Origin of the sequence: Streptomyces filamentosus (assembly GCF_014654895.1) — a bacterium.
In the GTDB taxonomy this organism is placed as follows: domain Bacteria; phylum Actinomycetota; class Actinomycetes; order Streptomycetales; family Streptomycetaceae; genus Streptomyces; species Streptomyces filamentosus.
In genome coordinates this window covers 337150-349989 of the sequence record NZ_BNBE01000001.1, presented here as the reverse complement: position 1 = coordinate 349989, position 12840 = coordinate 337150, and the positions used below count along the sequence as shown (strand labels likewise).

12 protein-coding genes are annotated in these 12840 nt (G+C 74.6%); 4 read left to right on the top strand and 8 right to left on the bottom strand.

The window, feature by feature from the left end; all coding sequences use genetic code 11:
• Positions 1 to 53 precede the first annotated feature (53 nt).
• Positions 54 to 1217 carry an ROK family glucokinase gene (locus tag IE326_RS01575; protein ID WP_150235488.1) on the top strand — a complete coding sequence of 388 codons (1164 nt, stop codon included), beginning with the start codon at positions 54 to 56 and terminating at the stop codon, positions 1215 to 1217.
• Positions 1214 to 1831, top strand: a complete 618-nt coding sequence (locus IE326_RS01570; RefSeq protein WP_373310148.1) for a hypothetical protein — start codon at positions 1214 to 1216, stop codon at positions 1829 to 1831. The genes IE326_RS01575 and IE326_RS01570 overlap by 4 nt, the downstream gene beginning before the upstream one ends.
• Positions 1832 to 1861: 30 nt before the next feature.
• On the opposite strand, the gene IE326_RS01565 is transcribed toward IE326_RS01570, so the two are convergent.
• The 6 genes from IE326_RS01565 to IE326_RS01540 form a co-directional block, all read right to left on the bottom strand.
• Complete coding sequence (locus IE326_RS01565) at positions 1862 to 2098, bottom strand: hypothetical protein (protein ID WP_150235486.1); 237 nt, start codon at positions 2096 to 2098, stop codon at positions 1862 to 1864.
• Positions 2099 to 2136: 38 nt separating this feature from the next.
• On the bottom strand, positions 2137 to 2421 hold the full coding sequence (locus IE326_RS01560) for an acyl carrier protein (protein ID WP_150235485.1): 285 nt from the start codon (positions 2419 to 2421) through the stop codon (positions 2137 to 2139).
• A 15-nt stretch (positions 2422 to 2436) separates the two neighbouring features.
• A complete protein-coding gene (locus tag IE326_RS01555) occupies positions 2437 to 4260 on the bottom strand; it encodes a fatty acyl-AMP ligase (RefSeq protein WP_190040608.1) in 1824 nt (607 codons plus the stop codon).
• Complete coding sequence (locus tag IE326_RS01550) at positions 4257 to 4835, bottom strand: hypothetical protein (protein WP_190040607.1); 579 nt, start codon at positions 4833 to 4835, stop codon at positions 4257 to 4259. The genes IE326_RS01555 and IE326_RS01550 overlap by 4 nt, the downstream gene beginning before the upstream one ends.
• On the bottom strand, positions 4832 to 5752 hold the full coding sequence (locus IE326_RS01545; protein WP_190040606.1) for a hypothetical protein: 921 nt from the start codon (positions 5750 to 5752) through the stop codon (positions 4832 to 4834). The genes IE326_RS01550 and IE326_RS01545 overlap by 4 nt, the downstream gene beginning before the upstream one ends.
• A gap of 145 nt (positions 5753 to 5897) precedes the next feature.
• On the bottom strand, positions 5898 to 6980 hold the full coding sequence (locus IE326_RS01540) for a fatty acid desaturase family protein (RefSeq protein WP_190040605.1): 1083 nt from the start codon (positions 6978 to 6980) through the stop codon (positions 5898 to 5900).
• A gap of 230 nt (positions 6981 to 7210) precedes the next feature.
• Here IE326_RS01540 and IE326_RS01535 point away from each other — a divergent pair, with 230 nt between their 5' ends.
• Positions 7211 to 8056: a mycofactocin-coupled SDR family oxidoreductase gene (locus tag IE326_RS01535; protein WP_190040604.1), complete on the top strand. Its 846-nt coding sequence runs from the start codon at positions 7211 to 7213 to the stop codon at positions 8054 to 8056.
• On the opposite strand, the gene IE326_RS01530 is transcribed toward IE326_RS01535, so the two are convergent.
• Entirely contained in the window at positions 8040 to 8738 is a 699-nt protein-coding gene (locus tag IE326_RS01530) for a 4'-phosphopantetheinyl transferase family protein (RefSeq protein ID WP_190040603.1), read from the bottom strand. The genes IE326_RS01535 and IE326_RS01530 overlap by 17 nt on opposite strands.
• Positions 8738 to 9532: a metallophosphoesterase family protein gene (locus IE326_RS01525; RefSeq protein ID WP_229915405.1), complete on the bottom strand. Its 795-nt coding sequence runs from the start codon at positions 9530 to 9532 to the stop codon at positions 8738 to 8740. Before IE326_RS01525 ends, IE326_RS01530 begins: the two co-directional genes overlap by 1 nt.
• A 176-nt stretch (positions 9533 to 9708) precedes the next feature.
• Between IE326_RS01525 and IE326_RS01520 the strand changes: the two genes are divergently transcribed.
• Entirely contained in the window at positions 9709 to 12759 is a 3051-nt protein-coding gene (locus IE326_RS01520) for a helix-turn-helix transcriptional regulator (RefSeq protein WP_229915162.1), read from the top strand.
• The last annotated feature ends 81 nt before the right edge of the window (positions 12760 to 12840 follow it).

Genomic DNA, 12840 nt, shown 5'->3' with positions numbered 1-12840 from the left:
CGCCCCGGCTCTCCTCACGCGGACCCGGCGCCCCTCCTGGCAGAATCGACCCGGTGAACACCTACCGTGACCCCGCCGCCCGGGGCGGTGTCCTGCGGACCGTCGGGACCCGCGAGCGGCGCTCCCACCTGTCGGCGCCCCGGGTGCCGACGGTGGGCATCGACATCGGCGGCACCAAGGTGATGGCGGGCGTCGTCGACGCCGACGGCACCATCCTGGAGAAGATCCGCACCGAGACCCCCGACAAGTCCAAGAGCCCCAAGGTCGTCGAGGACACCATCGCCGAACTGGTCCTCGACCTCTCCGACCGGCACGACGTGCACGCCGTCGGCATCGGCGCGGCCGGCTGGGTCGACGCCGACCGGGCCCGCGTCCTCTTCGCCCCCCACCTCGCCTGGCGCAACGAACCCCTCCGGGACGCCCTCCAGGACCGGCTCGCCGTCCCCGTCATGGTGGACAACGACGCCAACACCGCCGCCTGGGCCGAATGGCGCTTCGGCGCCGGACGCGGCGAGGACCACCTCGTCATGATCACCCTCGGCACGGGGATCGGCGGCGCCATCCTGGAGGACGGCAAGGTCAAGCGGGGCAAGTACGGCGTCGCCGGAGAGTTCGGCCACATGCAGGTCGTCCCCGGCGGCCACCGCTGCCCCTGCGGCAACCGCGGCTGCTGGGAGCAGTACAGCTCCGGCAACGCCCTGGTCCGCGAGGCCCGCGAGCTGGCCGCCGCCGACTCCCCGGTGGCGTACGAGATCATCGAGCGGGTCAAGGGGAACGTCCCGGACATCACCGGCCCCCTCATCACCGAGCTGGCCCGCGAGGGCGACGCCATGTGCGTCGAGCTCCTCCAGGACATCGGCCAGTGGCTCGGCGTCGGCATCGCCAACCTCGCCGCCGCCCTCGACCCCTCCTGCTTCGTCATCGGCGGCGGCGTCTCCGCCGCCGACGACCTGCTCATCGGCCCCGCCCGGGACGCCTTCCGCCGCCACCTCACCGGCCGCGGCTACCGCCCCGAGGCCCGCATCACCCGCGCCCAGCTCGGCCCCGAGGCCGGCATGGTCGGCGCCGCCGACCTCGCCCGGCTCGTCGCCCGCCGCTTCCGGCGCGCCAACCGGCGCCGGGTGGAGCGCTACGAGCGGTACGAGCGCTACGCGCAGGCACTGCGCCCCGGAACCCACGGGCGCGCCCCCCGCACCCCCGAGGACCCCGCGACGTGACCGTGCACCCGCCGGCCGCGCCCCCGCCCGAGGAGCACCGTCCGGACGACCGCGGCCCGGGGCACCGGCCGGCCGGGCAGCGGATGCCCGAGGACCGGGGGCACATGATCCGCCGCCGCTGGCTGACGGCGGTCATCATCGTCCTGCTCGTCGGCATCCCCGCCGGCTACCTGGTGATCTCCGCCGGGCAGAGCCGGGAGAGCGGCATCGACAAGGAACGCGAGTCCTCCGCCGTCGGCCTCCAGGACAACTGGCCCTCCCTGATGAAGCGCCGGGTCTTCGAGGTCCCCGTCCCGGCGGGCGCCTCCGGCGTCGCCTACTACGAGACCAGCAACTGGAGGACCAGCCGGCTCTACGTGCAGTTCACCACCACGGCCACCGGCCTCGACGCCTTCCTCGCCGGGTCCGGCACCAGCCGCTCCGCGCTCGTCCCCGGCCGGACCACCGTCTCCGCCCGGGACGCGGACATCGTCGGCTGGACCTTCCCCGACGGCCTGGCCTGGTCCGGCACCACCGTCGACCGCGAGTCCCCCCGCCCCGACACCGACCTCGCCGTCGACCTCACCGACCCCGCCTTCCCCCGCGTCTTCGCGGTCTCCACGACCAGCCCCTGACCCCGCCGGGGGAGCCGGGGCCCGCGGGCGTCAGCGGTTCCGGGCGGGGGAGAGGCGGCAGAGGCCGTGGGCGCCGGGGCAGACCGGCGGCAGCTGCGGGACGGGCCGCTCGGCCCGCTCGGGGACGGCACGGTCGGCGGCCGGCCGGGGACGGCTGCTGAGCCGGGCGCGGGACAGGCCGTCCTGGAGGGCGGCGGCGAACCCGGCGCCCACGAAGGCGTCCCAGACGGACGTGTCCGGCAGGGAAGGGCGGGTGTACGAGCTCATCTGTTCCTCCGGTGCTGGTCGGCCGGCCGATCGGACGGTCAGGGGCGGGCGGGACGGGAGCCGGCGGTGACCTCGGCCGCGATCTCGGCGACCGTCGGGCCGCCGAGCAGCAGTTCCAGGTCGACGGCGATCCCGCAGGCGTCCTCGATCTCGTGGGCGAGGAGCGTGCTGGTCGCGGAGTCGATGCCGTACGCGGAGACCGGGATCCCCGGATCGACGTCCTGCGGGGACAGTTCGAGCAGCCGGGCGAGCAGGCCGGCGACCAGCGCCGTGGCCTCCTCCTGGGTCGGGGCGGCGGTGGCGGACCGGGGCGACGGGGTCATGGGGGCGTTCCTCGCTCATCGGAGGCCGGACCACTGGGCGAGGACGGGGATCCGCCCCTCACCGAGGTCCTGGCCGGAGGTCTGGCGTCGGATCTTTCCGCTGGTGGTGCGCGGAAGCTTGTTGCGGGCGACCGCGTAGACGGTGACCGGGGCCGGCACGGCGCGGGCGACCGCGACGGCGGCGGCCCGCAGCGCGTCCGCGAGGACCCGCTGGTCCCGCTCGGCGGTCTCCACGGCGACGGCGATCCCCCGGCCCCGCGCGGGCCCGCCGGGCCCGTCGAGGTCGTCGGGCGACCACGCGGCCGCGCGCTGCGCCGTGAAGGCGGAGTGGGCGGAGGTCACCAGCTCCTCGGCGTCCTGCGGGTAGTAGTTCTGCCCGCCGACGATCACGAGGTCCTTGACCCGGCCGGTCACGAAGAGTTCCCCTTCGTACAGGAAACCCAGGTCGCCGGTGCGGACGGACTCCTCACCGGCGGACTCCCCGCCGACGGGCTCGCAGTCCGGGCCGTACGGGCGGGCCGCGAAGACCTCCGCGGAGAGTTCCGGACGGCCCCAGTAGCCGCCGCAGTTCCCGGTGGAGCGCACCTGGATCTCACCGACGGCCCCCGCCGGCAGCCGCCGTCCCTCCGGGTCGACGACGTCCACCTCGACGCCCGGCAACGGCGGTCCGCTGCTGACGAGTTCGGCCGCCGCGGCGGACCGCCCCACCGGCTCGGCCCGGCCGGCCGCGAGGGCCTCCCGGTCGAAGTGGCGGACCGTCGTGTGCTCCAGGGGGAGCCCGAACGTCACGGTCAGGGTGCACTCCGCCAGTCCGTAGCCGGGGGAGAAGACCTCCGGGCGGAAGAAGCTCGGACGGAACGCCTCGGCGAACCGGCGCAGCGTGCTCGCCCGTACCGGCTCCGAACCGTTGGCGGCGACGCGCCAGGTCGACAGGTCGACGGCCGCGCGCTCGCGTTCGGGAATCCGCTGCACGCACAGGTCGTAGGCGAAGTCGGGGGCGGCGGAGAACACGTCCTCCTCGGCCTCGATCGCCCGCAGCCACACCCGGGGGTCCCGGACGAAGGCGGCCGGTTCCATCGTGACGACGGACGCGTCCGACACCAGGGGCAGCACGAGGGAGGTGCACAGGCCCATGTCGTGGAAGAGCGGCAGCCAGTTGACGACCGTGGTGCCGGAGTCGATCTCGCAGCGGTCCCGCATCGCGGTCTGGTTGGCGATCAGGTTGCGGTGGCTGACGACGACCCCCCGCGGGTCGCCGGTCGACCCCGAGGTGTACTGGAGCAGGGCCGTCGACGAGGGCCCCACGGAGGGCTCCGGCACCCCGGGCACGGGCGCGTCGGGGCGGCCGGGACGCCGCACCGGCACGTACGCCACGCCGGGAGCGGGCGCGGGGCCGGCCGCGGCGGCGTCCTCGGGGGTGGGGACCAGCACGGCCCGGGGGGAGCAGTCCCGGCAGATGCCCTCCAGCCGGCCCGCGCGGACGGTGGCGCCGGGGCGCGCCGCCGGGCGGAGCGGCGGCACGGGCACGGCCACCATGCCCGCGTACAGGCAGGCGAAGAAACCGACGTGGAAGTCGAGTCCGGGCATGGCCGGGACGACGACGCGGTCGCCGGGGGCGCCGGTCGCGCGCAGCTCGGCGGCCAGCGCCCGCGCGCGGGCGTCGAGACCGGCCGCGGAGAGCCGCTCGACGGGCCGGCCCGAGGCGTCGAGGGCGGTGAGGAACGGAAGGTCGGCGAGGGGGCCCGAGGCGCGGTCCGCCAGCGCCTCGACGAGGGTGGCCGGGGGCTCGGCCGGCGGGCGGGGAGCCAGGGTTCCGGCGGTGCTGCGACGGAGGCTCATCGGTGTCCTTCGGAAGGTGGGGCGGGGTCGGGCCGGCCGTGGTCGAGCCAGTCGGCGAACGCGTCGAGGTCGGGCAGGATCAGCGTGGAACAGGCCAGCACGGCGAGGTTCTGCCGCATGCCGGTGATGGAGACGACGGTGCGGCCCGCGCGGTGCGCGGAGAGGAGCTCGGCGGCGGTGCCCATGCTGGGCTCGTGGCCCGGCAGCCAGGCCACGCACACGTCGCTGCGGGCGGCGAGCAGGGTGAGCCGGTGGAACATGTCGGTGAGGGCGACGAGTTCGGGCGGGAGGTCCCGCCGGCGCACCACGGGGGTGTCCGCGAGCGCCGCGTGCGCGGCCCGCACGTCGGCGCGCAGGCCCGCCTCCCACCGGGCCATGAGGACGCCCGGGTCGTGGACGACGGCACCGGGCACCCGCTCCTCGATGCAGGAGCGCAGGGCGAGCCGGTACGACTGGTCGAGCACGGCGGACCCGGGCCGCGCGCCCTGCATCGTCCCCGCCAGGAAGAACGACGCGGCGGTACGGCCGGGGGCGCTGCCCGGCCCCGGCGCGGTGAGGTCGCGGAGGCCGGTCACTCGTCCTCCACCGGATAGGCGGCGAGCGCGAGGGAGGCGGGGGCGGCGGCCCGGTGCAGCGCCGCCGCCTCCAGGAGGAAGCCGGCCAGCTCCTCGTACGGCACCCCCACGGCGTCGGCGACCAGGTCGGCGGTCCGGCCGAACGCGGCCGAGCCGGGCCGGGAGACGGCCCCCTGGTTGTCCTTGCCGATCATCAGCGCGGCGTCGCCCCGGACGCCGGTGGGCCGGCCGGCCAGCGGCAGGACCACTTCGCCCATCAGCCGCTCGCCGGGGTGGACCACGCGGACGGAGACGCTGTGCTGTTCCGGGTGGAGCAGCAGCGGCCGGACCTCTTCGGCGGGCGGCGGCACCCGGACCATCCGGGTCGCCGGCCGCAGGGTGAAGGAGCGGCTGAGCACGTTGTGCCCCCGGCGCGGGCTGTGGCGCAGGTAGTCCAGGCGCACCGCGTCGTCGTCCAGGCGCCAGGTCGCGCGGACGCGGCTCGGCGCGGGCGAGCCGTCGGCGCGCACCCGCAGCGGGTAGGCGTCCACCGCCCGCCGCACGACGCCGTCCTCGGCGGCCGCGCGGTCGAGCCGCAGGGGCAGGCGGTGGAGCAGATAGGGGTCGAGCACGGTCAGCCCGTCGGCGTCGGGGAACAGGGCGGCGACGTGGCGGCCGTCGGCGGGGTGCTCCACCGCCGCGCCGGTCCGCTCCGCCACCAGCCGGCCCGCCTCGAAGGACTGCCAGGCGCAGGAGGCGCCGTACGGCCGGGGGACGGTCCGGCCGCCGAAGTACTCGTGGAGCTGGGTGGCGCTGTTGTAGGGGTAGCCGGTGAGGAGCCCGTCGAGCACCTCCGCGAACACCGTGGCGCGGTCCGCGTCGTACGGGACGTGCGGGGCGGGCGTCCGGCCACCGCCGGTGGGCGCGACCGTGTTCATGTGTGGCCTCCTGACCGTCGGCCGGGCGCGGCACGCGTCCTGTGCCGCCCCCGGCCTGTCGTACGGGAAGGGAACCGGCCCGGTGCCGCCGTCGCACGGGGGAATGAGCGGCGGCACCGGGCCGGGGTCCGGGGTCCGCGGGCCGTCAGGCGTCCTCGCGGAGGGGCTCGCCGACCGCCCGCATGTGCCGCAGCGCTTCGCGGTGGGAGGCGAGGAGCCCCGTCTGGTGGTACGGGATGCCGAGTCCGGCGCAGTGCCGCTCGGTGAGGAGCTGTGCCTTCCGCAGGGCCGGGGTGGGCATGCTCGGGAACAGGTGGTGCTCGATCTGGTAGTTGAGGCCGCCCATGAGGACGTCCACGAAAGGACCGCCCTTCACGTTCCGGGACGTCAGGACCTGGCGGCGCAGGAAATCGAGGTCGTCCTCGTTCGTCAGCATCGCCATTCCCTTGTGGTTGGGGGCGAAGACGCAGCCCAGATAGACCCCGAAGAGGGCCTGGTGCAGGACGATGAGGGCGATCGCCTTTCCGGCCGGCAGGGCGGCGAAGATCCCGCCGAAATAGACGGCGAAATGGGCGGCGAGCAGAGTTCCTTCGAGAACCGGGCGCTTGGTCGTCGGCCGGCCGAGCGCCCGGATGCTGTTCACGCTGAGATTCCAGCCCTCGAGGGTGAGCAGCGGGAAGAAGAGCCGGGACTGGTGCTTTCCGATGAACCGGGGAATTCCCCGGGCCACCCTCGCCTGGCGCTTCGACCAGACCAGGATGTCCGGTGCGACGTCCGGGTCCTTCTCCTCGTGGTTCGGGTTGGCGTGGTGGCGGTTGTGCTTGTTCATCCACCAGCCGTAGCTCATCCCCAGGAACAGGTTGGCGACGATCAGCCCCCAGAACTCGCTGGGGCCCCGGGTGGAGAAGACCTGCTTGTGCGCGAGGTCGTGGGCGAGCAGGGCGATCTGACCGAACACCACGGCCAGCGGGACGGCCAGGAGCAGCTGCGCCCAGCTGTCGCCCAGGGCGACGACACCGGCCGCGCAGGCTCCGGCGGACGCGCCGACGAGGGCGAACCGCACGGTGTAGTAGAGCGGCCGGCGGCGCAGGAGGCCGGCGTCCGCGACCGTCCGGGACAGCGCCGCGAAGTCGCTGCCCGAGGGCCGGCCGGGGTCCGCCCGGCGGGCGGGGGCCGGCGACCGGGCGGGGAGTAACGGAGGCGGCGGGGCCGCGGCTTCGGTCGTCATGGCTTCGAGTCTGCGCGCTGGGGCGGTTCGTGTGATCCCGTGGACGCCCCTATTCCGAGGCCGCCCGACCCCACTGTCCGCGCGGTCGCCGAATAGGGGTTGGGGGCGCCCCGGCCCCGGCCTAGGCTCACGGCGCCCGGCGCTCACGGCCGACGGCCGCGCGGGCGGGCACGGGCCGCGTCCGGACGCATCGGACGGGCCGGGACGGGACCACGAGCGGAGGAGTCGCCATGGGGCGCGTGCAGGACAAGGTCGTCGCGATCACCGGGGCCGCGCGCGGCCAGGGCCGCAGCCACGCCGTGCGGCTCGCGGAGGAGGGGGCCGACATCATCGCCCTCGACCTCTGCGCCGACGTGCCCGTCACCGGCTATCCGGGACCGGTGCCCGAGGACCTGGAGGAGACCCTGCGGCTGGTGGAGAAGGCCGGCCGGCGGGCCTTCGGCCGGCAGGCCGACGTACGGAACCGGGGCGCGCTCCGCGCCGCGCTGGCCGACGGGGTCGCGGAGCTCGGCCGGCTCGACGCGGTCGTCGCCAACGCGGGCATCATCGCGGTCGGCGCGGACCAGCCGCTGGACGCCTTCACCGCCACCGTGGACATCGACCTGTCGGGGGCGATCAACACCGTGCACGCCGGGCTGACGCACCTGGGGCCGGGCGGCGCGGTGGTGGTGATCGGTTCGGTGGCGGCGCTCATGCCGGGGCACGGCGAGAACCCGGGCGGGCCGGGCATGGCGGGCTACATGTTCGCCAAGCGGTGCCTCGCCGACTACGTGAACACCCTGGCGGTGGAGCTCGGGCCGTCGGGCCGCCGGATCAACGCCGTGCACACGGCCCTCGTCGGCACCCCGATGATCCTGAACGAGCGCATGCACCGGGTCTTCCGGCCGGACCTGGCCGCGCCCGGCGCCGACGACGCCCTCCCCGCGTACGAGCGGCTCACCGCCCTGCCGGTGGCGCACCTGGAACCGTCCGACGTCTCCCACGCCGTGCTGTACCTCGTCTCCGACGAGTCCCGCTACGTGACGGGCGCGCAGCTCAGGGTCGACGCCGGCCAGATCGTCAAGGCAGGTCTCTGACGTGCCCCGGGCCCGTCAGGGACTCGCCCGCGGGCCCGAGGACGAGGGCGGTGAGGACGAGCCCGCGGCCGACCCGCCACCGGCCGGCCAGCACCGGCACCCGGCGGCCCGCCACGACCGGTCCGGGGACGAGCAGCCGCGCCGTGAACCGGCCGTCGGGCAGCAGGGCGATGTCGGCCTCGTCGAAGTCGAGCCACTTCCTGGCCAGGGGGAACCACACCTTGTAGACGGCCTCCTTGGCGCTGAACAGCAGCCGGTCCCAGTGGACGCCGGGGTGGTCGCGGCCGAGCAGGAGCAGCCGCTCGCGCTCGGCGGGCAGGCTCACGGTCTCCAGGACGCCCTCGGGCAGCGGCAGGTGCGGCTCGGCGTCGATGCCGAGCCCGGCGAACTCCGAGGCCCGGGCGAGCACCGCGCCCCGGTAGCCGGTGCAGTGGGTCATGCTCCCCACCAGTCCGGCGGGCCAGCGGGGCTCGCCCTTCGGGCCGGGCAGGATCGGCACGGGGGGCAGCCCGAGCTCCGCCAGGGCGAGCCGGGCGCACAGCCGGGCCGTGTGGAAGGAGTCGCGGCGCTCGGCCACGGAACGGGCGACCACCGCCTCCTCCTCGGGGAACGGCGTGACCGCCTCGGCGTCGTCGAACCGCTCGGCGCCGGCGACCCCGGCGGGCAACAGCTCCTCGATCATCACCGCTCCGGGTGGGGGAAGACCTGCCGGGGGACCGGGCGCACGATGCCCCGGGCGCGCCACTCGCGCGGGTAGCCGAGGGACACCTCCTCGAAGCGGACTCCGTCGTGCCAGGTGGTGCGGGGGATGTGGAGGTGTCCGTAGACGACGGCGGCGGTCGGGAAGCGCAGGTGCCAGTCCGCCGTCCGCTCGGTCCCGCACCACTGGGCGAACTCCGGGTACCGGAGCACCCGGGTGGGGGCGCTGACGAGGGGGTAGTGGTTGACCATCACGAGCCGGGTGCCGGGGTCCACGGCGGCGAGCCGCCGTTCGGTGAGCTCGACGCGCCGGCGGCACCACTCGGCCATGCCGCCGTACGGCTCGGGGTGGAGCATGAACTCGTCGGTGCACACCACCCCGGACTCGTGCGCCCGGGCGAGGGACTGCTCCGGCGTCAGCGAGGGGTCCGGGCGGAAGCTGTAGTCGTAGTGCACGAAGAGCGGGGCGATCGTCAGGTTCTCCTCGGGGCCCTCCCAGACGGGGTAGGGATCCTCGGGGGTGACGACGCCCAGGCCGCGCATGAGTTCCACCAGGTGGCGGTAGCGTTCCTCGCCGCGCAGTCGTACGGGGTCGTGGGGGACGGTCCACAGCTCGTGGTTGCCGGGTGCCCACACCACGGTGGAGAAGCGGTCGGCGAGCGCCTTCATCGTGGACTCGATCTCGGTGCTGATCTCGGCGACGTCGCCCGCCACCAGGAGCCAGTCCCGGTCCGAGGTCGGGCGGATGCCCGCCACGACCTCCCGGTTGTCCGCCATGCCGGTGTGGAGGTCGCTGACGGCGAGGAGTCTGGAAAGGGGCACGGCGTCTCGTCCTCACATGCGGAAGGGTGAGAAAGTTCTACGACAGGGCCGCCCCCTACCGGTACCCCTAGGCCCCCCTGTCCCGCACAACCGGTTATCCAGCCAGCGTCAACCACTCCGAGCCACATGTGATGCAGGTCACGGCGTCTCGAAGGGGGCGGGGTGTAGAACGGTGGAGGAGCGCGACGGGGGCCGCGGCCCTCCGGCGAACGCTCGCGGAAGTGCATCCAGTAGGGCGCTCACTCGGATGCGCGAACGTGCGACGGGGCATCAGCTCGGCCGAATCCGGCCCCGGACGGGAGCGCGTCTTCTGTTTTGGGGGAATCTTGTTTTTAGTGGAACGCGATGACTGCCTGCATGCCCTGGACGAACTCCTGGCCGAGTGTTCCCGGGGCAACGGAAGCGTGGCACTGGTCAGTGGCGGGCTCGCCACCGGGAAGACCGAGTTGCTCGACCACTTCGCGGAGCGCGCCGCGGGACAGGGCGCACTGGTCCTGAGGGCGACCGGCTCCAAGGCCGAACAGGCCCTCCCGATGGGCGCCATGAGCCAGCTCTTCCAGGACGCGGCGCTGCCCGCCGGACCGGTGGAACGCGTCGAGGAGATCGTCGCCGCGGCCGCCCGCTCCCCGGCCGCCGGCGAACCCGCCGAGGACACCGGCCGGCACACCGCCCAGGAGGCACGCGACCTGTGCGCGCTCCTCCTCGAACTCGCCGCGGAACGCCCGGTGGTCATCGGCATCGACGACGTCCACTTCGTCGACAACGCCTCCCTCCACACCCTCCTCTACCTCCAGCGCCGCGTCCGCTCCGCCCGCATCCTCCTCGTCCTCAACGAATGGACCCGGCCGCGGATGGCCCAGCCGTTCTTCCACGCCGAGACCACCCGCCAGCCCCACCACCGGATCCGGCTCGACAGGCTCTCCCGCACCGGCGTGCACGACCTGTTCGCCCACTCCCTCGGCGAGCACACCGCCGGCCGGCTCGCCAGCTCCGCCTACCTCCTGACCGGCGGCAACCCGATGCTCGTCAACGCGCTCATCGAGGACTGCGAGCGCCGCGCGGACCACGACCCCGACGACGGCTCCGCCCGGATCACCCCCGGCGTCTGCTTCGACCAGGCCGTCCACAGCATCCTGCACCGCTGGGAACCCGCCCTCCTCGAAGTGGCGCAGGGCCAGGCCGTCCTCGGCGAACACGCCTCGCCCGCCCTCATCGCCCGCCTCCTCGGAGTCATGCCCGAACGCGCCGCGGAGATGCAGGACATCCTCGGCACCGCAGGACTCCTCGGCCCCTCCGGCTTCCCCGAACCCGTCGCCGCCGCCGTCCTCGGCACCCTCGACGCCGAGGAACGCTCCCAACTGCACTCCCTGTGCGCCGAACTGCTCCACAAACTCGGCTCCAGCACCGCCGAGATCGCGGTCCACCTCCTCGCCGCCGACCGCGCCTCCGGCCGCTGGGCCATGGAGGTGCTCCGGGACGCCGCGGCCCAGGCCCTCGCCGGGAACGACGCCGAGCACGCCGCCGCCTGCCTCGAACTCGCCCTCGACGCCTGCACCCACGACGCCGAACGCCTCACGATCACCGCGATGCTGGCGCGCGCCGCCTGGCGGGTCAACCCGGCGGCGATCCTGCCCCACCTCGACACCCTCCGCGAAGCGGTGCGCGAAGGCTCCCTCAACGGCCGCGACGTCGTCAACGTGATCCGCTACCTGCTCTGGCAGGGCGACATCGAGGGCGCCGGCGAGATCATGAACGACCCCGCCGTCATGGACGACCTGGCCGACGCCCAGCACACCGCCGAACTCAGCCTCATCCTCCTGGCGATGCGCGGCCCCTCCCACCACCCCCTGCCCCGCGGCGCCGAACCCGCCACCCCCGGCGCCCCCGAGATCGGCGGCCCCTTCGGCAACCCCTGGGCCCGCGCCACCGCGACCCTCACCGACGTCCTCCAGCGGGAATCGCCCGAAGCGGCCGTCATGAGCGCCGAGTACATCCTCCAGAGCTGCCGCCTCAGCGACACCACCCTGGAGATCACCGCCTTCGCCCTGCTCGCCCTCCAGTTCTCCGGCCGGCCCGACCTCGCCGCCCTGTGGTGCGACGGGCTGATCGAGGAGGCCGTGCGCCGCCGCGCCAACACCTGGCAGGCGGTCCTCGGCAGCGTCCGCGCCGAGATCGCCCTCCGCCAGGGCGACCTCGCCATCGCCGAGGCCAAGGCGGAGGCGGCCTTCAGCCGGCTCCAGCCGAAGGGCTGGGGCGTCCTCATCGGACTCCCCATCTCGACCCTCGTCATGGTCCACACCGCCCTCAACCGGCCCGAACGCGCCGCCGAACTCCTCACCCTCCTCGTCCCCGAGGCCATGTTCGACACCTCCTTCGGCCTGCTCTACCTCCGGGCCCGCGGCCACCACCACCTCGCCGGCGACCGGGCCCTCGCCGCGCTCAGCGACTTCCAGTCCTGCGGCACGAAGCTGCGCGACTGGAACGCGGACGTCCCCACCCTCATGCCCTGGCGCACCGACCTCGCCGAGGTCTACCTGAAGCTGGCCCGGCCCGACGTCACCCGGGACCTCGTCGACCGCCAGCTGGAACTCCCCGGATCCCAGAACGGCGTCGTCCGCGGCGTCTCGCTGCGCGTCAAGGCCGCGGCCGGTGAACTCGGCCAGCGGCCCCGGCTCCTGAAGAAGGCCATCGAGCTGCTCCAGGACTCCGGCAACCGGCTGGAACTCGTCCGCGCGCTGGCCGACCTGAGCGCCGCCTACCAGGCCCTCGGCGACTTCGCCCGCGCCCGCACCAGCGGCCGGCGCGCCGTGCAGGAGGCCAAGCTCTGCTACGCGGGTGCCGTGCCGGCCCAGCTCCTGCGCGGCCTCCCCGGCGAAGTGGTCGTCGCGGAAAGGGAGAAGAAGGAGGAACCGGCCCCCGCGAAGGGGGACACCTCCACGGCCCTGAGCGACGCGGAGCGCCGGGTCGCCACGCTGGCCGCAGTCGGGCACACCAACCGGGAGATAGGCAACAAGCTCTACATCACCGTGAGCACGGTGGAGCAGCACCTCACCCGGATCTACCGCAAGCTCCAGGTCAGCAGCCGCGACGAGCTCCTCGAAGGACTCCGGCTCCGGCGCGAACCGGAAGACCTGCTCGACGACCACGACGGCGGGGAACTGGCCGCGGAGCGCGAGTTCTAGGAGGAGGCGACGGGGGCGCGGCGGGGGCGGGGCGGGGGGTGTGCGGCCCGTCGTCCCCGCCTCCCCGCCCGTCGCCCCCCG

What these genes read in the sequence shown, in the direction of transcription:
- IE326_RS01565 (WP_150235486.1), bottom strand. Translation starts at nt 2,098, where the DNA reads ATGAGCTCGTACACCCGCCCTTCCCTGCCGGACACGTCCGTCTGGGAC.
- IE326_RS01560 (WP_150235485.1), bottom strand. Translation starts at nt 2,421, where the DNA reads ATGACCCCGTCGCCCCGGTCCGCCACCGCCGCCCCGACCCAGGAGGAG.
- IE326_RS01555 (WP_190040608.1), bottom strand. Translation starts at nt 4,260, where the DNA reads ATGAGCCTCCGTCGCAGCACCGCCGGAACCCTGGCTCCCCGCCCGCCG.
- IE326_RS01545 (WP_190040606.1), bottom strand. Translation starts at nt 5,752, where the DNA reads ATGAACACGGTCGCGCCCACCGGCGGTGGCCGGACGCCCGCCCCGCAC.
- IE326_RS01540 (WP_190040605.1), bottom strand. Translation starts at nt 6,980, where the DNA reads ATGACGACCGAAGCCGCGGCCCCGCCGCCTCCGTTACTCCCCGCCCGG.
- IE326_RS01535 (WP_190040604.1), top strand. Translation starts at nt 7,211, where the DNA reads ATGGGGCGCGTGCAGGACAAGGTCGTCGCGATCACCGGGGCCGCGCGC.
- IE326_RS01530 (WP_190040603.1), bottom strand. Translation starts at nt 8,738, where the DNA reads ATGATCGAGGAGCTGTTGCCCGCCGGGGTCGCCGGCGCCGAGCGGTTC.
- IE326_RS01525 (WP_229915405.1), bottom strand. Translation starts at nt 9,532, where the DNA reads ATGGCGGACAACCGGGAGGTCGTGGCGGGCATCCGCCCGACCTCGGAC.
- IE326_RS01520 (WP_229915162.1), top strand. Translation starts at nt 9,709, where the DNA reads ATGCAGGTCACGGCGTCTCGAAGGGGGCGGGGTGTAGAACGGTGGAGG.